The following is an 18762-nucleotide window of genomic DNA, read 5'->3' as shown; positions in this document are numbered from 1 at the left end:
ATAGGTGTTCACTTTGGGGCAGAATACGCAGACAACGGCTGAATCCGAATCATTGGATGCTTGGTACAGTTTATGCCCGTCTATTGATGTATGGATTAAAGCTGAAAGTGATGATATTAACTATGTCGCACATCTAATACCCAATTTGAAATGGCAAGGCGGGAACTTGGGGGTTCGTTTAATCTATCAGCCAAAAGATATAGTAAAACTTCGAGATTCGTTCTTGACAGATTTCAGAGCAGCCAGAGAAGTTGTCTTAAAACAAAAAGCTGATGATATCAAAGAGAGAAAGTTAGAACTTTGGCCCAGAGATCTTAGAGACTATTTAGATCGAAAACTATCTGCTCATTTTGAGATTAAAGCATATCTTTTAGATCCTAAATTGGTAGTGTTAGACAACGGACAAACTCCTCAGGCTCTTCCTGAAGGAAGTGAACCACTAGAGAGCTATCCTTTTTCAGGTTTATTTAAAGTTGATGTTATAGAGGCGCAGCGAGGATTCTATGATCCCAATGCGTTACATTCAAGTAAGTCTACTGGTCTATCCTCTCAGCTAAACGAATATTATAAGCGACATTTAAATCCGAGCGATCTTCCTGAAGAAGGTGATTTAGAGGCACTATGGGCTATTGAAGAGGCAAAAGCTCAGTTTGACCGAAGGCTCGAAGAATCCTTTGACGATGCTCTTGGAGAAGTAAGAAGTCTTGGATATCCAGGGTTTAGTGATCCTGATATTAAATTATCAAGCAGGGTTGAACCTGTTGATGGGTTAGATCATGATTCTGCTGTTATCTTCAATATCCAACGAGCTAATAATTCACCTGTTGAGCTGGCATTGCCAGAAAAATATAATGGTTTAGGTTATAAAAATCTTATCCATATGATATTTAAACTGATCAGTTTTCGGGATGCTTGGAGAAGAGTAGGTAAATTAGGTAAAAGACGTAGTGAGGAAGATGTTACTGTTGAGCCTATTCATTTAGTTCTAATTGAAGAACCTGAAGCTCATCTACATTCTCAGGTTCAACAAGTATTCATTAGAAAAGCATATGAAGTGCTGAGGAAGAATGTAGATAGAAGTTTAACTACTCAACTATTAGTGAGTACCCATTCAAGCAATATTGCTCATGAAGTCAAGTTTGAAAAACTTCGTTATTTTAAAAGAATTCCGGCAGGACCAACTTGTCTCATTCCTACTTCCAAGATAGTCGATCTCTCAAAAATATTTGGTATTCCAAGCAAACGAAATTCATTAGAAGAACAAACGGCTAAGTTTGTTGCACGATATATAAAAACAACGCACTGTGACTTGTTTTTTGCAAACGGCGCTATTTTGGTTGAGGGCTCCGCTGAACGAATGTTGCTTCCGCATTTCATACAGCATAAATTTGATACGCCAAAAGGCCTTAATTCCAGTTATATATCAATTTTGGAGGTTGGCGGCGCTCATGCCCACAGACTTAAAGCTTTGATAGAAGCATTGGATATTCCCACATTAATCATTACTGATACTGATGCTAAGGATTCTAAATCGGCGAAAAAAGTTTTCCCTGAACGTGGCAAAGGTTATCTATCAGGTAGTGACACCTTAAAGTTGTGGTTTGACCTTAAAAATAAAACGCTTGACGACTTGTTAGATCTTGCTCCATCAGCAACAACTAAAGGAAATGTAAAAGCTGTTTACCAGAAAGGAATATTGGTTGAGTTTCCTGTTCAGGCTGGTGCAGCAAGGTCTTCAACCCAAGAAGCGATACCATACACATTCGAAGACGCGATAGCGTTATCAAATATTACTCTTCTACAGAGCATTGATAATCCCACAGGTATGCTTGGGAAAATGAAAGAGGCTTTGTTAAAAGATAACTTACCGGAATGTTGCAGTGCATTGTATAGCGCACTGTCTGGTGAGAAAGCGAAAATGGCGCTTGATCTATTATTTGATATTGAACCGGAGAAGCTAAAAGTTCCAGAATACATTAACGATGGTTTGATGTGGTTGGAGAAACGGCTTAGTGCTTTGAGCGATGAATATCCCGTTCAAGATATAGATGCTCCCGCAGGAGTTAAAAATTGAGTAACGTGAATCAAGAGTTTAATCCTAGTGATGTTGATACTGAAATCTTAGGGTATCTAAATCTAGCTGCACCGAAGAGCTTTCTCTTGTTCGCAGGGGCAGGCTCTGGAAAAACAAGGACATTAGTAAACGTACTTGAAGCGTTTAAACTGACTAATGTTCTTGGGCTGGTTTCCAGAGGGCAGAAAGTCGCAATAATCACTTTTACCAACGCTGCATGCGAGGAAATTAGGCATAGACTTAAGCATGATCCAGTTTTCAAAGTATCGACCATACATAGCTTTGCATGGGAGTTAATAAGCCCTTTTACTGAAGATACCAGGGAATGGTTGAGAGTTGATTTACAGAAACAAATACAAGAAATAGATAGCCAATTATCAAAGGCACGAAGCCGACAAAGTAAAACTTCGCTTCAGAATAGTGCTAAAAAAATCTCAGTAACTAAACGGCTTGAAAACCTCGATCAAATCAAAAGCTTTAGTTACAGTCCGTCAAATAATCGTCCAGACAAAGACTCGCTAAATCATGCTGAAGTCATAAAGATAGCTACATCGTTCATTGCCTCCGAACCTTTGATGCAGAAGCTGCTGATCAAGCTCTATCCAATATTGTTAATAGATGAAAGCCAAGACACAAACAGAGAGCTTCTTGATGCTTTCATTCAAACACAGCAGGCACACCGCGATAAATTTTCTTTAGGCTTATTCGGCGATTTGATGCAGAGAATTTATAGTGGTGGTAAAGAGAACCTCAATAAACAAGGCTTACCAAGTGATTGGGCATTTCCTTCAAAGAGCGATAATTTTAGATGTCCTAAAAGAGTTGTCGAGCTTATAAATAAAGTTCGCAAAGAGGTTGACTCACATTGCCAAGTTGCTGCAAAAGATAACGAAGAAGGCTATGTAAGATTATTCTTGGTGAATAGTGCAGTAACGGATAATTTTGAGCTTGAAACTAAAATACGAGAAGAAATGGCATCCATAACAGGTGATGTTGGCTGGATAACGAAGGTCAAGTGTCTCACTTTAGAACATGCTATGGCCGCTAAACGAGGTCGGTTTGATAAATTTTTCCTGCCTTTATCTGAAGTGCCTAGTTTAAGAGACAGTGTTTTGACAGGCGAAAGTAAAACACTTCGTTTTTTAACTGAGCAATTACTGCCACTAGCCGATGCTCTGGATAGGAAAGCTGATTTTGAAACAATGAGGATATTAAAAAAATATTCGCCTTTGTTTGCTGAGAGAGAGATTTCCCTTGATAGGATCAGTTCAATTTCGGTTCTTTGTGAAAATTTGAGCGCGATAGTGGCAGATAAAAATTGCACGATTTTGAACATTGTTGAGTTTATATACGGCAATAAAATATTAGAGTGTCCAGAGATTTTGAGCCAAATTATTACTACGAAAACACTGAATGAAGCTTTTGAAATTGAGGAAGAAAAACAAAACGAAATAACAGAAGGGTGGGAGGCTGCCCTTTCATCTCCATTAGAGCACTTAATAAATTATAAAAAATATCTCAACGATGAATTGGACTTTGGTACCCATCAAGGTGTTAAAGGCTTGCAATTTGAGCGAGTCCTTGCAGTTATGGATGATGCAGCAGCAAATGGCTTTTTATTTGGTTATGAGAAGCTTCTCGGTGCTGAAGCACTTTCTGATACCGACAAAAGAAATATTAACGAAGGTAAAGATTCTGGGCCGGACAGAACAAGGAGACTGTTTTACGTGATATGTAGTCGCGCAGAAAAGAGTTTAGCACTAGTGCATTACACCAGTAATAGAAATAAAGTTAAGGATTATATGCTTTCGAAAGGTTGGTTTAAAAACGAAGAAATCATTTTTATTTAAGTGTTAGAAAACTGTCAGTTAAAATGCAGTTTATTATATAAAACGGTAATCTCTGTGCTTTCAAGCGCAAATTATTGTGAAGTTTGAAAAACGCAAAAAGGATTATATGCATATCGAATGTCCACACTGCAAAGAAAGCAATGAGTTAGCTTTTGGCGAAAATATCCATTGCCATAAGTGTGAAAAAAACTTTCAAGGCTTCTCCTTCCGGCAGTATAAAAAACCACTGATCGGCACAGGTACTGCCTTAATAATTGGCATTGTTGGCGCGCTGAAAGTCGATTCGCACTTCCTCGAACCCAAGCGCTACTCAACTGGTGCTATTTACCAGATCATTAGTTCATGCGCTAACCCCAATAGCACTTTGTTAACCAGTGACAGACGCGATAGCCTGGCTGCAGCCTGTATTTGTGCCTTGGACAAAACCATGCAAAAAATCGATGCTCAGGACTTGTCTGCAAAAGCTAAAGAATTTAAAGAACTATTCAGCGCAAATATTGGGTCATGCCGACAAACAGAAAGCTGGTAAAAACCAGCTTTCTAATTAATACGAGGGTTAGCGTTTACTTGGTGGGTTGTTGCCTCTGCCGCCGCCAGAAGGATTACCTGTTTTGCTCGGGCCATTTGGTGGTGGAGTTTTGCCGCTGGCATTTCTCACTCCTGCTTTGGTGGCTCGGGACGAAAAGGACGACTTTTCTACTTGGCCGCCGCCTTTTTTGGCTTGAGCAGATTGAATACGAGAAGCGTCTGTTTGAGTCATTGGTTTAGTCATAGTGACTTTTCCTTTTTAGTGAGGCCTCCGCTGAGGCCGAAGTTTAAAGTTAATATTTCATTGTTGTCAGCTTTGCAGAGCTTGGCTGACGGAGCTAAGTTACTAACCCTTCAGGGACAAACGGGGACAAATGACAAAAGTTTTGGATGTTCAGGAAAAAATTAAGCAAGCACTTGACCGCATGGGCTGGTCTCAAAGGCGCTTTGCCGAAGTATTGTTTTACGAGATAACAGATGATGAAGCAGATGATTCCGAAGAACAGATTGATAAGTTTTACCAAAAAGTGAAAAAGTCCCTGCAAAGACCGACAACATCTACCGAGCTTCTGGAATCATATTTTGTAATTCTTACCAAACAAGCAGACTACAAAAAAGCGCATCTGGTTCATGAAACCAGTGCCAGGTTGGACTTTGTTGATCAAAGTATTTTGAAAGCGGTTTCTTTAGTAGGGAAGGATTTACTTAAACAAATGGACCTGGCCGAGCGGGAAGCTGAAGATCTTTGAACATACTCAGTTATTTTGTTTCACAGTAGTCGCTATTTTGCTTTGTTTGTTCACTTAATGGATTAAGGATGATGATTTTATGGCAAGACGTTATTACCGAAGAAAATCAAAGACATCTATTATTTCCGACACTGTATATATCGGGGCCAGATTACCATGGTGGGGCGCATTAGCATTTGGTGTGCTGGTTTTCGTCATATTCTATTTCGTCATCCCGGCATGGATTGAAAGCAAAATACTGGTTCATAGTGATAGTCCGATACTTTTTGCTCTTTCCGAAGTGATGAACAGAAGAATGCATTGGTTTCAATATATTGGAATTGCTTGCGGGTTGGTCTGTGCGTTCTTTGCGATACGTAATTTCTTCATAGCAAAGTCAGCAAGTTATCCAGAGCGAGGCATCATTGGGCTTATTGCACGTCTGCTTGGGCGTGAGATGAATTGAGAGGCTTCAATTTATGGAAGTGGCATATCAAAAAAGAATTTGCCTGTTTCTCGATATTTTAGGCTTTTCTGCGCTGGTAAAAAGCCAGAGTTGTGAAGTTGTTTACAAAATCGTTCGAGACATCAAAGGTGAATTGAAATCTAATAAGATTGCAATTGGTCAAATATACAGCGAGCCAATTGCGACGACCTTTAGTGATTGCATTGTGTTGTCTATCGAAGCTGATGAATCAGATGTTGAACAAGCATCAAATATATTAGTAAGTGCTACCGTAAAAATGCTGCAAGAGACTTATCTTAATCAGCGAATTGCTCTTAGAGGCGGAATGGCCTACGGCGAACTATTCCACGACAGAACTGACGGCGTCTTTGGCCCAGCTATGATCAAAGCCTACGAGCTTGAAAGCCAGTTTGCGGATTGGCCAAGGGTAATTTTCGATCAAAGCCTCATCAAACATTTCAGAGACAAAACAGGCCTGCCCACTATCGGATTTACCAATTACGGAGATGGTTTCTGGGGCGTTGATTGTTTAAATCGAATAGAAGATGTACTGGATCAAGAACGTATTTATGACTTTGAGACAGCAACTGGTAAAGAGTTTTTGGAGATGTTGAGGCGCGTCAATCAGATTACGGAAAAGAAGTTAGAAGATCACTATGGTAACCCTAAGGTTTATGCCAAATACCTTAAGCTTTGTGAGCGTATTTATTCGCTGTTAAAGAGATTTAATCAATTTCCGCCATATTTTACCGAATTAGATATGAGCCATTTTGTGCCAGTGCTGCGTAAAAAGGTTTCGGATTCGTAAAGCCTCTAAGTGAAAGGTTGCGTCACACCTGCATTTCCCCAAAACCCTACTAAGCTTAACTGATTGTTTTTTGTACCAAAGGTAACAGTTATGCTTGCATCAAAAGATCAGATCAAAGCCGACAGGCTGCGAATGAATAACCCTTATGCTCATATGGACGAGGACGGTGGCTTTAGTGCTTTGCTGCCTGTTTATGTGGATAACGGGCATCAGGACCCTTATGTATCGCTCAACAACGGCGATAACTCTGACGAAATCTGGCCACAACTTCCACTCGCTAAAGGCATTTCAAGTGCGCTGGCACAAGTTTCAGCAGCGCAAACCCCTGACTTGGCCGCTTCAAACTTCTACCAGCAGGGCAGTCAGAACCCTTATGCCGCCTACCATAATTTGGATGACGACAACGGCCCTGTTGCCTTACCTTTACCGCCTATTTTGACCTTTAGCCAGCTCACCAAAGCGGGCAATGGTGCTATTAAAGTGGCCGAAATTGAGGCTTTAGTGGAACAGCTTAAGCAGGCTATTTGGCAACAAAAGCATTTGTTATGGCCACAGGGTATTCCGTCGGACCCTATAGAAATGCTCGATCCTAAATTAGCTTTGTATTTACTGGGTTATCAGGTGTATGAACGTCACACCCTCGGCGAGATTGAGCCTGGTATAGATGTGGCTGGCAGCATAGATAAAACCTCCAAACGAGTGGAGTTATCCAGAACCATGCGGCCCGAGGTGATGAACTTTACCGCTGCACATGAAATGGGCCACGCTGTGATGCATCAGCAAAGCGGACTGCATCGCGATAAACCTTTGGATGGCAGTAATGCAGGCCAACGTGATCAGATAGAAAAAGAAGCCGATAAGTTTGCGGTACTGTTTTTAATGCCGGAAAAGCTGATTCGAAGCCGTTTTGCTGAACGTTTCCCGCAAGAGGTAATGCAAGCCGAAGCTTTGGCGTATCTGCTGAACCGTTCAGGTGATCGCAAACTAGCGAAAACCTTGTCGAGCCAAAGAGGTTTGTCGCGCGCTTTGGCTGAACTGAGCAGTATTTCAGGCCAGCATGTGCTGTCGCTGGCAGAGATGTTTAAAGTGTCCAGAGAAGCTATGGCGATACGGCTTGAAGAACTTGAGCTGGTGCCGGAGATTAAGTTTTAGAGCAGGCGGGTAAGGAGAATATTCTGGGTTGTGCTGTGGCAGCAGTCGGGGTTGATGCTGATAACGGGAACATCAGCTATAACTTAGTTTCTGCAGTAATAACCCTCAACCTGAGCGGCGAAAGGAAAGAGCAAGCAGGGAGCAAGGCATGAACTTTTTTGTAGTGAAGTTGACTAAATGCTTGGACTTACCATAATGGTAAGTTGTATTATTCTCAGCCGCTATCAGCAAGGCTTAAACCCAACAGCGCAAGGCAGGCAGAAAATTGCTGGCGGACCTTTGTATCCGGCATGTGATGTGATGCCACTGTTAACGCCGGAGCGGATAACGGCCTGGACCAGGGGTTGTATTCAGGATTTACAAAAATGGTCGATGGATATGGAAGACGTTGCTGCATTACTGAAGTTAGCGTTACTCGAAGGCCGATATCAGGACTCTGAGTGGTGCAGGCAAAAACCAGATGGAGCTTGGGCTGCCTGTGATGCGTACGTTGTGGTTGAAAGAAGACTGAACGAAGCCGTTGGTCAGTACCTCAACACTGAGTTCTATCTAAAATTTGCGATCAATAAAACAGGGCAGGTGATTTTAGTGGTATCCAGTCACCCATCTGGTAGCTAATAAAGGAGAGTTGTATGCAAGGTAAAGATCTTTGCCCTTTGTGTGGCGAAGGACATTTAGCACATCAGCTTGGCTCTTTGCTTGTTGACTATAAAGGTAAAACTGCAGCTATCGATAGTCATTTCTCTGTGTGTGATCACTGTGGTTCAGAGCAGGCCGATGCTGCCCAGTTGCGTGACAATAAGCGCGCTATGGTTGCTTTTAAAAAGCAAGTAGACGGTTTTTTAACTGGCGCTGAGGTAAAAGCAATTCGCGAGCAACTTGGTATTACTCAGGCGCAGGCCGCCAGAGTATTTGGTGGTGGCCCTGTCGCTTTTGCGAAGTATGAAGCCGATGATGTAACCCAATCTGAGGCCATGGATAAATTGATACGGCTTTCAGCCAGCTCAGAGGATGCGTTTCATATTCTGGCTGAACAGGTTGGGTTGATCCCAAAATCAGACGCTACCGCATGGCATTCAAACAAAGTGGAACAGCATAAAGTTAAAGCTTCTGTTGGTGCACAAGTGAAGCCTCTGGAGCCTAAGCTTGCTTTAGTTGCTAATGAAAGTTGGCGGTGAAGCTATGAACCTCTTGCTGCAAGAAGCTATTGATAACTTAAGTATCAACGATGTTTACCTTACACATGTACAAAGCAGCATTGCGGCGGATTCTCCTGCTAAGTACGAAAACTTTGAGCAGTTTCTTACTCAAACACGCTCTGCTTTGCCTGTGGTGTCTGAGATTGAATTGCAAAATGGCGAGCATTTGGTGCGGGTTGAGTGTGGTTATGGTTTTAGATGGGTTGAGGAAGCAGAAGGGCAAGAACCAGTGCAAAAAGCTTGTATAGAAGCCACTTTTGCTGCTGAGTATTCCATGAAAAAATTGATTTCTAACGAGGCTATTGCTGAGTTTGCCAAGAAGAATGTACATCATCATGTCTGGCCTTTCTGGCGTGAGTTTTTAATGTCTCAGACAGAACGTATGAGGTTGCCAAGAGTAACGGTGCATATGTGGCAGTTTGGATTTGAAAACTTAGAAAAGAAGGCTGAACCAACTTAGGATCAGCCTTGAGATGAGCTAGCTTAGATGATTAATCTACATATTTTACGCAATTCAACTCGTCGACCACTATAGGTTTGCCTTGTTTTATGAAGAAGCCTCCGTAACAAGGTTTACCTTCTTCAGCGAAATCATCAGCAATACCCCGATAAACCAGAATGGCAGGGTGTCTTTTTGATACTGACTTTTCCCCCGCAAAAACACAAGTGTATTATCGCCACAAATAAAAACCCGCCCCGGTTTGCCAGCGCGGGTTTTTGGTCGTCACCAGGTTGGCTATCAGGGTGTTGGTGTCTGGAGGCCACGCTCAGCGCGCACTTTGGCGACCAGGAAGTCCACTACTTTCAACATTTCTGCATGGCCACCCACCAAACGGGAACTAACGCGGTATTTCCCATTAACCACTAATTCGGGAGTCAGCGCGCTACCGGATCTGTAAAGCAAAGAAATGAAAAAGGCGACCGAAGTTTAGCTCAACCGCCAGCCAGGAAATCTATTGAACAGCAATAACGATGAAAAACCAAGCGTTACAAAATCAAGTTACAGAGCGCAGGTTTCCGCCTTGTGTATCAGGTGCAGGATCTGGAGATTGTGGTCTCTGTTATGGCCGTAGGGAAAAGAGATCGCAATCAGGTATACAAGGCGGCGGTATCTAGATTGTGAAGTGGTAGCGTCTTTTGGTTTGGAGGTCGTGTTGGAAATGCTTTTTATATTCTGGCGGAGCAGGTTGGGTTAGTTCAAACCTCTGAAATTTAACTTTGTTTTGTTGATGTATCACAATGAAGGCCAGTTATTTAGTCTTCAAATCTGCCAACACCCTTCTTCATAACTCATCATCAGATCAAAATGCGTCAAAACCTATAGATTGAAATACATCAAAACCTACAAATTAAATGACACTAAAACCTACAAATAGTATTACACTAAAACCTGTAGATTAATTCTTAGAACTGTCGGGAGCTGGCATGAGCGATGTTTCGCAAAAATTAGCTGATTCGCTTGAACAGCTACAACAGCTGCAAGGATCGGGAGTTGTTGCCATAAAGTCTGAGCAACTGAGTCGGGTGCATCGTGAGCGGTTACTGAAGCATGGCTTTATTCGGGAAGTGATCCGAGGCTGGTACATAGCGGCAATGCCAGATGAAAAGCCCGGCGACAGCACATCTTGGTATAGCTCTTTTTGGGATTTCTGTGCTGCCTATTTATCAGAGCGGTTCGATAGCTGCTGGTGTCTGTCGCCGGAGCAGTCGATTAGCCTGCATATAGGGGATAAAACTGTTCCTCAACAGCTGCTTGTCCGCACTCCCAATGGCAATAATAAGCCCACAGCATTTTTGCATAACACCTCGATTTTTGATGTCAGACTGAGCATGCCTGAGCTGAAACAGATTAAAAATGTAGAAGGGCTCAATGTATACAGTTTGGCGGCAGCTCTGGTCTATTGCTCACCAAACCAGTTTCAAAAAGCGCCCATTCAACTGCGAACTGCTTTATCTATGGTGGCAGATGCTTCGGATCTGTTGTCTGTATTACTTGCAGGCAATCATAGTGTAATCGCAGGTCGCTTAGCTGGAGCTTTTAGAAATATCGGCAGGGACTTGATCGCAGATAACATTCTAAAGGGCATGCAGGCGGCCGATTTTAAAGTGCAGGAACAAGACCCTTTCGCTGATAAATTGCAGCTAAGCTTTGGCCGTCGTGAAGTGTCACCCTACGTCAATCGCATTCGCCTGATGTGGGCCCAGATGCGGCAAGCTGTGATTGCGCATTTTCCTGACAACCTGAACCCAGTAATCAACATCGAAACTTATATGGCTGAAGTGGAAGATAAATATGTCACTGATGCATACCACTCACTGTCTATTGAAGGTTACCGGGTTAGCCGTGAATTCATTGAGCTGGTACGGTCAGGTCAATGGCAAGCCGATGGCTCAGATGAACACAAAAAACATCTGGATGCTATGGCCGCGAAAGGGTACTGGGATGCGTTTTTGCAAGTTAAAAAAGCCGTTCGGGCTGTGCTGGAAGGTAAAAACCCGGGCGAAGTATTGGAACTAACTCATAGTGATTGGTACCTGGCTTTGTTTGGTCCAAGCGTTGCGGCCGGTATTATCAAGCCATCTGACTTAGCCGGTTATCGGACTGGGCCAGTTTATATTCGCCAGTCGATGCATACACCGCCCAATCGGGAAGCTGTCAGGGATATGATGCCAACCTTATTCGATTTACTTGCTGAAGAACAAAATGCGGCTGTCAGGGTGGTGTTAGGGCATTTTGTTTTTGTGTATATCCATCCGTACTTCGATGGGAACGGCAGAATGGCGAGGTTCATCATGAATTTAATGATGGCCTCAGGCGGTTATCCCTGGACAGTGGTGCCTGTTGAGCGGCGAAATGAATATATGCAGGCATTGGAAGCTGCCAGCGTCCAACAGGATATTGTGCCTTTTACGCAGTTTCTGGTATCGCTGCTTAAAGCCACAGACTGAGCTACAGCAAAAAAGTTATCGCCGTCAGCAGCTTATTCTCACAGGAAAAAATCCCAAAGCTTAAGAGCACTGACTAATCCTAGTGAGGCAAATAACTGGTTTATTCGCCTCATTTCATCTAATCAAACTAATTGGATGTCTGGCGTGGAGATCGCAAAGAGATTGTCGCTGTGGCAGCGTTTTGTCTTCAAGCCCTTCGCTTTGAATTAGCCTGCTGTGCTTTTCATCTGTTAACATTACCTCAGCGAACAGACATTGTGATCTGTAACACTTTTAAGGAGCCAGGTTCATGTTTTTGACTGCTGAGTATTTGCAGCGTCATGCCGACACTCTGGAACAAGCTATCCTTCGGTTAGCTGAAATAGATTCAACTGACGTGCTGTACGATTTGTATCGTAATGCAGCCATCAAAAGCTTTGAATTGTCGCTGGAAACTACCGGCAAACTGCTACGTAAAGCCTTGAAGTTATATGGTGGAAGTCCGCGTGAAGTGGATAAGCTGGTGTTTAATGATGTGTTACGGCACGCAGGAAAACATGGCCTGCTGGATATCACAGGTGTTGAACGCTGGATTCATTACAGGGCAAACCGCAACACTACTGCACACGACTATGGCGAAGGTTTTGCTAACGAAACGCTGAAAATTTTGCCTGATTTTTTAAAGGATGTACGTGAGTTAGCTCAGGCCATTCAGGAATTGTTTGATGCCCAGCACTGATTTTTCCAAACTGCAGCTTGATCCCCGGCATTTGAAGTTGTTGCAGCAATTATTAGCGCTGCATGTGCCAAAAGCTGAAGTCTGGGCTTACGGCAGCAGGGTTACAGGCAATGCACATCAAGGTAGCGATTTGGATATTGTTTTGCGTAACACTGCAGATCTGGAGTTGGCTCAAAGCGATTGGTGTGAATTAAAAGAAGCACTGCAACAAAGCAATTTGCCAATACTGGTGGATGTGCACGACTGGGCTTTGTTACCGACAAGCTTTCATTCCAATATTGAAGATGAATATGTGGTGTTGCAGACAGGGCAATAATCCAGAACGGCTTGCGACACCTCCCTGACATTGTCTTCAATCCAACTTAATTATCGGTATCACAGCTTTTAAACGTTCCAAATCGCCTTCGCCTACATCGTGTTGTTTAAAGTAAAAAGGCCATTCGCGGCTTAAGGCTGCTACCTGTTCGATGATTTTTTTGGCTTTAAACTGTTTTAAGCCAAAACGTAATGACTGCGACAACAGGTTTTCGATAGTGCCATCCCGGCCAAAATCGCCAATACCCATGCCATGCTGGCGGCTGTTATTGACAGGTAATACGTCATACGCGGGGGACAAACGCCAGTTTTTATCGGTGAAGGAATACAGCAAGGCGTGATTGCGGCTGTGATCGTCTGTGTTACCGATAAACACATTAAACACCATACGGTGGTAGAGCTCGTGTGCGTCTTCGGGTTCTACGCCTTGGGTGCGCAAAAATTCGGCAAGAAAACCATAGCTGTAGTTGCTACTCAAAGCGGCGTTATTGACTGTGACTGCGTTGATCAGCGAGTTTGCGCTGATAAAGTGGTGAGTAGGGCGCTGCTGATGGCAGTCAAAACGTTCCACCAGCAATACATCATCGGTAGCCGTTGTGACGACGTTGGTTGTAGCAACCCGCACTGGTAATTCTGCCAGCATACGCATACAGGCGTGCTCTGTTTTTACCTGATTAAACAAATCATCTGGCCTGTTAAATTTGGCCAAAAAGGTTGTGTCACCTGTTGTGATTAAGGTTTTGGGTCTGGCACCACCCATGCTGGAACCATGCTCAAAAGCTTTTTTTGCTTCCTCTGGTATGGCTTCGTCTTTCAATATGGCGTCTTTGCCTTTGAGCAGCAAAGGTAAATCGCCCAGCGTATTTTTGTTGAGTTTAGGTTTTGACGAGCTGCGGGATAAACTAAAAACTAAAGCGCCCACTCCCATGCCGGAGCCTGCCAATAAAAACTGCAGTGCATTTTGTGGCTTGGTTTTATGCAAGGACAAAATTACTTTCTGGCCCCATGCGTCTGCACCTGCATCCAACAACACACCAAATACTGCTTTGCCAGTGCTGGTGCTGTAAAGCTGTTCTGACAGAGGTAAGTTCAGCGGGTCCAGAGGAAAGGCGTCAGGGCGGGCTAAATAGCTTTTACCATATCGAAACTCACCATAGCGCCGCGTTGGATCTAACGTGACCACACCACAAATCACCGGCTGTTGCTCAAGGCCATCAATAAATACATAAGCCTGCTCAGAAGTCATTCGATAGCTCCGGATTGGCTTTGCGTTGTTTGCGCTGCTTTTTCTGCGGTTGGTTATTGAATTGGGCCAGTTGCTGTTCTACTACAGCCGTGATCGGCTGCAATAAATTAAGCTGAGCCAGCACTGCAAACAGGGCTTCAGAGTTTACTGCTTTGCCATTTTCAATAGCGGAGATGGTGTTACGGCTTAGTCCAACCCGCACAGCAAGCTCGGATTGATCCATAGATTCAGCCCTGATTTGTTTCACCAGTTGCCCTAGAGATTGGTTGAGTGAGCTTGCTTCTTTTTGCATTATAATTTGTGCATTAATATATTAATGCACAAATTATGGCTCATTAACTTTGGTTGTCAACTGCCGTCTGTTGTGTTGTAGCCGATGCTACACAGCAGTCTTTGATCGCTGACTACCTCGCCGCCAGCTCCCGGCGCACTATCTCTGCCCCTGCTGCTAAGGCATTGAGTTTGCCCCGTGCTATATGACGCGGTAGCGGCGCCATGCCGCAGTTGGTGCATGGGTAGAGGTGGTGGGCGTCGACAAACTTTAGCGCCTGACGCAGCGTGGCTGCTACTTGTTCTGGCGTTTCAATGTTGTGGTTAGCGACATCTATAGCGCCGACCATTACTTTTTTGCCGCGAATCAGTTCCAGCAACTCCATAGGAACACGCGAGTTGTGGCATTCCAGCGAGATAATATCGATGCTGGATTGTTGCAGTTTAGGAAATACTGCTTCGTATTGACGCCACTCAGAGCCTAGCGTTTGTTTCCAGTCGGTATTGGCTTTAATGCCATAGCCATAGCAAATATGCACTGCGGTTTCGCATTGCAGTTGCTTCAGGCCGTCGGCGGCTTGCTCTAAAGCGGCAATACCCCAGTCGTTGACTTCGTCAAAAAACACATTAAAAGCCGGCTCATCAAACTGAATAATATCGACACCGGCTTCAACCAGTTCCTTGGCTTCCTGATTCAGAATTTTGGCAAACTCAAAGGCTAGTTTTTCACGGCTTTTGTAATGCGCGTCGTACAGCGTATCAATCATGGTCATAGGGCCAGGTAGTGCCCATTTGATAGGCTGCTTGGTTTGCTGGCGTAAAAACTTCGCATCTTCAACAAAAACTGGTTTTTGCCTGCTTACGGCGCCAACTACTGTAGGCACGCTGGCATCGTAGCGGTTACGAATACGCACTGTTTCGCGTTTTTGAAAATCTACGCCGTCCAGATGTTCGATAAAGGTGGTGACAAAGTGTTGGCGTGATTGTTCGCCGTCACTGACGATATCAATGCCAGCCAGCTCTTGTTCATGCAGCGACAAACGCAAAGCGTCCTGTTTGCCGTCTGTTAATTCCTCGCCCTGCAATTTCCACGGCGACCATAAAGTTTCAGGTTGGGCCAGCCATGAAGGTTTAGGTAAGCTGCCAGCTGTGGACGTAGGGAGTAATTTTTTCATCAATAGGTCGCTCTTTGGTTTAATTGAATTCATTGCTGGGTTTACTATTGCTGTGCTGGTTTGCCAGCAGAGCTTTGTGCCAGCACACGGCTTAACAGCGCCTGGTGCGGCTTTATAAAATGCTCCTGTGCGAATTTGCCTTGTTCTACCGCCAAGCGGCTGCGCTCTTCTCTGTCATAGACAATGTCGGTCAGGGCGTGATCAGGGTTTTTTAAGTTCGGCTGATAACGCTCTCCTGCCGCGGTATGGGCGTTGTAAATTTCAGGCCGGTAAATGCGCTGAAAGGTTTCCATGGTGCTGATGGTGCTCGCCAGCTCCAGGTTGCTGTAGTCGTTCAGCAGGTCGCCAAAGAAGTAAAACGCCAAAGGTGCGGTGCTGCCAGCAGGCATAAAGTAGCGCACCTCTAAACCCATTTTTTTGAAGTATTGCTCGGTTAATGACGTTTCATTTGGCTGGTATTCCACCCCTAACACCGGGTGCTGGTTGCTGCTGCGCTGATAAGTTTTGTTGTCGGACACACTCAGGCAGATCACAGGTTTTTTGTGAAAGTGTTGCTGATAAGCTTCTGAATTAACAAAGTATTGGAACAAAGTGCCGTGCAAATCACCAAACTGATCCGGAATACTGAAACCCGTCTGGTTTTTGTTATGTTCCAGCAGTACCACGCTAAAATCATAATCCCGCACGTAAGAGGAGAAGTTATTGCCAACAATACCTTCAATGCGTTGCTTGGTTTTGTGGTCGACAATGGTAGTTTTTAGTACTTCAATGGCCGGGAACTGCTGATCATGGTTTGCACTGGCGCCCTCTATCTGGATAGCCACAGAAATAATATCCAGCTGCAGCGAATAACGATCTGAGTTTGGGTTGTCCCAACCTACCAGGCTATTAAAACGCTGGTTGATCATGGCCAGAGTGTTGCGCAAATTCTGCTGACGGCGCTCACCGCGGGCCAAATTGGCAAAGTTAGTGGTAATACGGGTGTTGTTGGCTGGCTGATAGTTTTCATCAAAACCAATGCTGTGAATGCTGAATTTGAAGTTGTTCATCGTATCTGTGTCCCATTGTGTGGCTTGGATATCCATTAAGAAGTCTGGATGTCTAAAGTTGATGGGTGTGTTATACGCGGATGGCTGGATGAAGAACAATGGTTTTATTTCATCTGCACTATGAGGGATCTTCATGTTGGGGTTCAGAGTCTGTCTGTCGTGATACTTGAGGCAATTCGACACTCATTATCCCGAGCTCAGGTTAAATAGATTTTTGGCCGTCATTTTTTTCGATGTTTTAGCTAAAAAAGTTACAATCCAGCTTTAATCTGTCGCTGCATTTAGTTTTCAGAAAAAGGAATTTGTTGATGTCAGACCAAAGCGCAGTTGCACCAAAGGCCGATAAATTAACAGAATATAAGCCTATGGCGTTAGCCGATGTTCCTCTGGGTCTGAATAACTCTAACGACCTGGCGTTATTCGACTTCGATGGCACCTTAACCCGCTGCGACACTTTTACGCCCTTTATCAAACAGGTGATATCGCCAGCCAGGCTGTTTTGGGGTCGATTGGTACTGCTCCCTGTTATAGCTGCTTATCGGATTGGCCTGGTGTCTTCTTCCCAAATGCGCCGCTTACTGATCAAACTGGCCTTGACCGGACGCTCAAAAATGGAACTGGAACAGCTGGGGCTAAAGCATGCAATTGAGTTCTTGCCTACTGTGATCAGGCCTTTGGCGATGGAAAAGTTGCAATGGCACTTAGCCGCCGGCGACAGAGTAGTGCTGGTGTCAGCATCTTTGGATCTTTACCTTAAACCCTGGTGCGACCAAGTGGGCATTGAGTTGTTATCCTCCAGCCTTGAAGCTGAAGGAGACAGGCTAACAGGCTATCACCAAGGGGCTGATTGCTGTGGTGCAGAAAAAGCCAATAGGGTGAGGGCTTTGCTGAATCTAAGCCACTATGACCGAATTTATGCTTATGGCGACACCAAAGAAGACCGCGAATTACTGGCGTTAGCTGATGAAAAATACTATCAGTGGAACAGAATTTAACCCAAGCGATGAACAGCTCGCCTCTGCTGCTATTCAGTTTTTTTCCGGCGAAATTGACTCATTGTCACAGAAACAGCGTAAACAACAGCTTATTGGTTTACGCTTTAGTTTTTTGTTCTACTCTTAGGGATATCCGGGCTGATCAAGGCACTGTTATCCTTGGCTGTTTTATTGGTGATTTTTAATTAAATTATTGATTGAAATTGAAACAAAAGCCATGGTGTGCACTTTTTGAATACATAGAAACAAAGGTATGTCGGGCAAGATGGGTCAATCAAACGCAATTTCTATCAGCGCAACTGAGGTTGTGCATATATCAGCATGCAATAGTGCTTTTTACCAGGCTCAGCCTGCCTCATCTTATGTGATTATTTTTACGCTGAATCCTGTAGAACAAGTGCCTATTTGGCTAGCTGCTCTTGCCGACTGGTTTCAAAGATTAGGCATTAGTCTGGTCTATCGCCACCCACTGCAGTCATTGCCTGTGGAGTTTTTTCAGCGGAGTTTAGGCACTTTGTTGTGGAGTGGTTCAGTGCCACAATTTGAGCCGTTAAAGCAATTTATGCGCGCCAATGGCTTGCAATATAGCTTTATTGAATGTGGCTTTTTCCCTCAAACTCAGTATATCTACTTTGACCGACAGGGCATTAATGTTGATTCCAGCCTTGCGGCCAATGATCTGAACTGGTTGCCTGAAGATGTTACGCCGATTTTGCAGCAAAAACGCGAGTTGTTTTTTCAGGGGGTACCCACTTATGCTGGCCAGCAGGACTATGTTTTTGTGCCATTACAACTGGCTCAGGATTCAAATGTTCAATTAAATTCGCGATTTGTAAACGGCATGCAAGAGTTTATCGATTATATCGAAGCGCTTTATCCGAACCAGACCTTAGTCTTTAAACGGCATCCACGTGATAACACCAACTATCAGTTGAGATCTGCCCGTAGCTATTGGTCTGCAGACTGTTCCCGTGCTCTGATCAAAGGGGCGACTAAGGTGCATGGCATCAATTCCACCGTATTGTTTGAAGCCGAGTTGTATGGCGCAGAAACGATCATCGAAGGGGATTGTTTATTAACCCGGCATGCCGATAGAAAAACCGAATTACTTAGTGCGCTGATGTTATGGCAATTCGATGTACAGCAGCAGAATTTTTGTGTGGAGAAAATTGCGCAGCGCAGTTTTCTGGCGTTGGACGCTTACCTTTGATAACTGCTGGATGCTAAATATAGCTTAAGA

Annotated in this window: 21 protein-coding genes; 16 read left to right on the top strand and 5 right to left on the bottom strand. The window is 44.1% G+C overall.

Annotated features, from left to right (window positions below):
- Positions 1–166: 166 nt before the first annotated feature.
- The 3 genes from EMM73_RS13695 to EMM73_RS13685 all read left to right on the top strand — a co-directional run bounded on the left by EMM73_RS13695 (position 167) and on the right by EMM73_RS13685 (position 4453).
- Positions 167–2074, top strand: a complete 1908-nt coding sequence (locus tag EMM73_RS13695) for an ATP-dependent nuclease (RefSeq protein WP_222422667.1) — start codon at positions 167–169, stop codon at positions 2072–2074.
- 5 nt (positions 2075–2079) lie between these two features.
- Positions 2080–3924, top strand: a complete 1845-nt coding sequence (locus EMM73_RS13690) for a UvrD-helicase domain-containing protein (RefSeq protein WP_186435229.1) — start codon at positions 2080–2082, stop codon at positions 3922–3924.
- A 106-nt stretch (positions 3925–4030) separates the two neighbouring features.
- Positions 4031–4453, top strand: coding sequence for a hypothetical protein (locus tag EMM73_RS13685; protein WP_127687191.1), 423 nt, complete (start codon positions 4031–4033; stop codon positions 4451–4453).
- Between the two features lie 27 nt (positions 4454–4480).
- On the opposite strand, the gene EMM73_RS13680 is transcribed toward EMM73_RS13685, so the two are convergent.
- Positions 4481–4696 carry a hypothetical protein gene (locus EMM73_RS13680; RefSeq protein WP_127687189.1) on the bottom strand — a complete coding sequence of 72 codons (216 nt, stop codon included), beginning with the start codon at positions 4694–4696 and terminating at the stop codon, positions 4481–4483.
- Between the two features lie 130 nt (positions 4697–4826).
- Here EMM73_RS13680 and EMM73_RS13675 point away from each other — a divergent pair, with 130 nt between their 5' ends.
- The 10 genes from EMM73_RS13675 (at position 4827) to EMM73_RS13620 (ending at position 12788) form a co-directional block, all read left to right on the top strand.
- Positions 4827–5201 (top strand): hypothetical protein, encoded by a 375-nt coding sequence (locus EMM73_RS13675; RefSeq protein WP_127687187.1) that lies wholly within the window; start codon positions 4827–4829, stop codon positions 5199–5201.
- Between the two features lie 79 nt (positions 5202–5280).
- Positions 5281–5646, top strand: a complete 366-nt coding sequence (locus tag EMM73_RS13670) for a hypothetical protein (RefSeq protein ID WP_127687185.1) — start codon at positions 5281–5283, stop codon at positions 5644–5646.
- 13 nt (positions 5647–5659) lie between these two features.
- A complete protein-coding gene (locus EMM73_RS13665) occupies positions 5660–6454 on the top strand; it encodes a hypothetical protein (protein WP_127687183.1) in 795 nt (264 codons plus the stop codon).
- 90 nt (positions 6455–6544) lie between these two features.
- Positions 6545–7606: an ImmA/IrrE family metallo-endopeptidase gene (locus tag EMM73_RS13660; RefSeq protein ID WP_127687181.1), complete on the top strand. Its 1062-nt coding sequence runs from the start codon at positions 6545–6547 to the stop codon at positions 7604–7606.
- A 195-nt stretch (positions 7607–7801) separates the two neighbouring features.
- Positions 7802–8224 carry a hypothetical protein gene (locus EMM73_RS13655; RefSeq protein WP_127687179.1) on the top strand — a complete coding sequence of 141 codons (423 nt, stop codon included), beginning with the start codon at positions 7802–7804 and terminating at the stop codon, positions 8222–8224.
- 14 nt (positions 8225–8238) lie between these two features.
- Positions 8239–8784 (top strand): type II toxin-antitoxin system MqsA family antitoxin, encoded by a 546-nt coding sequence (locus EMM73_RS13650; RefSeq protein WP_127687177.1) that lies wholly within the window; start codon positions 8239–8241, stop codon positions 8782–8784.
- Entirely contained in the window at positions 8768–9265 is a 498-nt protein-coding gene (locus EMM73_RS13645; protein WP_127687175.1) for a preprotein translocase subunit SecB, read from the top strand. Before EMM73_RS13650 ends, EMM73_RS13645 begins: the two co-directional genes overlap by 17 nt.
- Before the next feature lie 965 nt (positions 9266–10230).
- Positions 10231–11754 (top strand): Fic family protein, encoded by a 1524-nt coding sequence (locus EMM73_RS13630; protein WP_127687173.1) that lies wholly within the window; start codon positions 10231–10233, stop codon positions 11752–11754.
- 289 nt (positions 11755–12043) lie between these two features.
- A complete protein-coding gene (locus EMM73_RS13625) occupies positions 12044–12472 on the top strand; it encodes an HI0074 family nucleotidyltransferase substrate-binding subunit (protein ID WP_127687171.1) in 429 nt (142 codons plus the stop codon).
- The gene (locus tag EMM73_RS13620; protein ID WP_127687169.1) at positions 12459–12788 is read left to right on the top strand and encodes a nucleotidyltransferase family protein; all 330 of its coding nucleotides are present in this window, start codon (positions 12459–12461) and stop codon (positions 12786–12788) included. The genes EMM73_RS13625 and EMM73_RS13620 overlap by 14 nt, the downstream gene beginning before the upstream one ends.
- A gap of 36 nt (positions 12789–12824) precedes the next feature.
- Here the strand turns inward: EMM73_RS13620 and EMM73_RS13615 are convergent, their stop codons facing one another.
- From EMM73_RS13615 to EMM73_RS13600, 4 genes are all read right to left on the bottom strand, one after another.
- Positions 12825–14033: a type II toxin-antitoxin system HipA family toxin gene (locus EMM73_RS13615; protein ID WP_127687167.1), complete on the bottom strand. Its 1209-nt coding sequence runs from the start codon at positions 14031–14033 to the stop codon at positions 12825–12827.
- A complete protein-coding gene (locus tag EMM73_RS13610) occupies positions 14023–14325 on the bottom strand; it encodes a helix-turn-helix domain-containing protein (RefSeq protein ID WP_127687164.1) in 303 nt (100 codons plus the stop codon). Before EMM73_RS13610 ends, EMM73_RS13615 begins: the two co-directional genes overlap by 11 nt.
- A 112-nt stretch (positions 14326–14437) precedes the next feature.
- On the bottom strand, positions 14438–15478 hold the full coding sequence (locus tag EMM73_RS13605; protein ID WP_127687162.1) for a methionine synthase: 1041 nt from the start codon (positions 15476–15478) through the stop codon (positions 14438–14440).
- A 44-nt stretch (positions 15479–15522) separates the two neighbouring features.
- The gene (locus EMM73_RS13600) at positions 15523–16563 is read right to left on the bottom strand and encodes a DUF1852 domain-containing protein (RefSeq protein ID WP_261373410.1); all 1041 of its coding nucleotides are present in this window, start codon (positions 16561–16563) and stop codon (positions 15523–15525) included.
- Positions 16564–16835: 272 nt separating this feature from the next.
- Between EMM73_RS13600 and EMM73_RS13595 the strand changes: the two genes are divergently transcribed.
- The 3 genes from EMM73_RS13595 (at position 16836) to EMM73_RS13590 (ending at position 18732) form a co-directional block, all read left to right on the top strand.
- A complete protein-coding gene (locus tag EMM73_RS13595) occupies positions 16836–17522 on the top strand; it encodes an HAD family hydrolase (protein WP_222422666.1) in 687 nt (228 codons plus the stop codon).
- Positions 17491–17649, top strand: coding sequence for a hypothetical protein (locus tag EMM73_RS20075; RefSeq protein ID WP_186435225.1), 159 nt, complete (start codon positions 17491–17493; stop codon positions 17647–17649). Before EMM73_RS13595 ends, EMM73_RS20075 begins: the two co-directional genes overlap by 32 nt.
- A gap of 138 nt (positions 17650–17787) precedes the next feature.
- Positions 17788–18732: a capsular polysaccharide export protein, LipB/KpsS family gene (locus tag EMM73_RS13590; protein ID WP_186435224.1), complete on the top strand. Its 945-nt coding sequence runs from the start codon at positions 17788–17790 to the stop codon at positions 18730–18732.
- Positions 18733–18762 lie beyond the last annotated feature (30 nt).

Origin of the sequence: Rheinheimera sediminis, from assembly GCF_004005375.1 — a bacterium.
In the GTDB taxonomy this organism is placed as follows: Bacteria; Pseudomonadota; Gammaproteobacteria; order Enterobacterales; family Alteromonadaceae; genus Pararheinheimera.
This window is presented reverse-complemented; position numbering and strand designations above follow the sequence as displayed.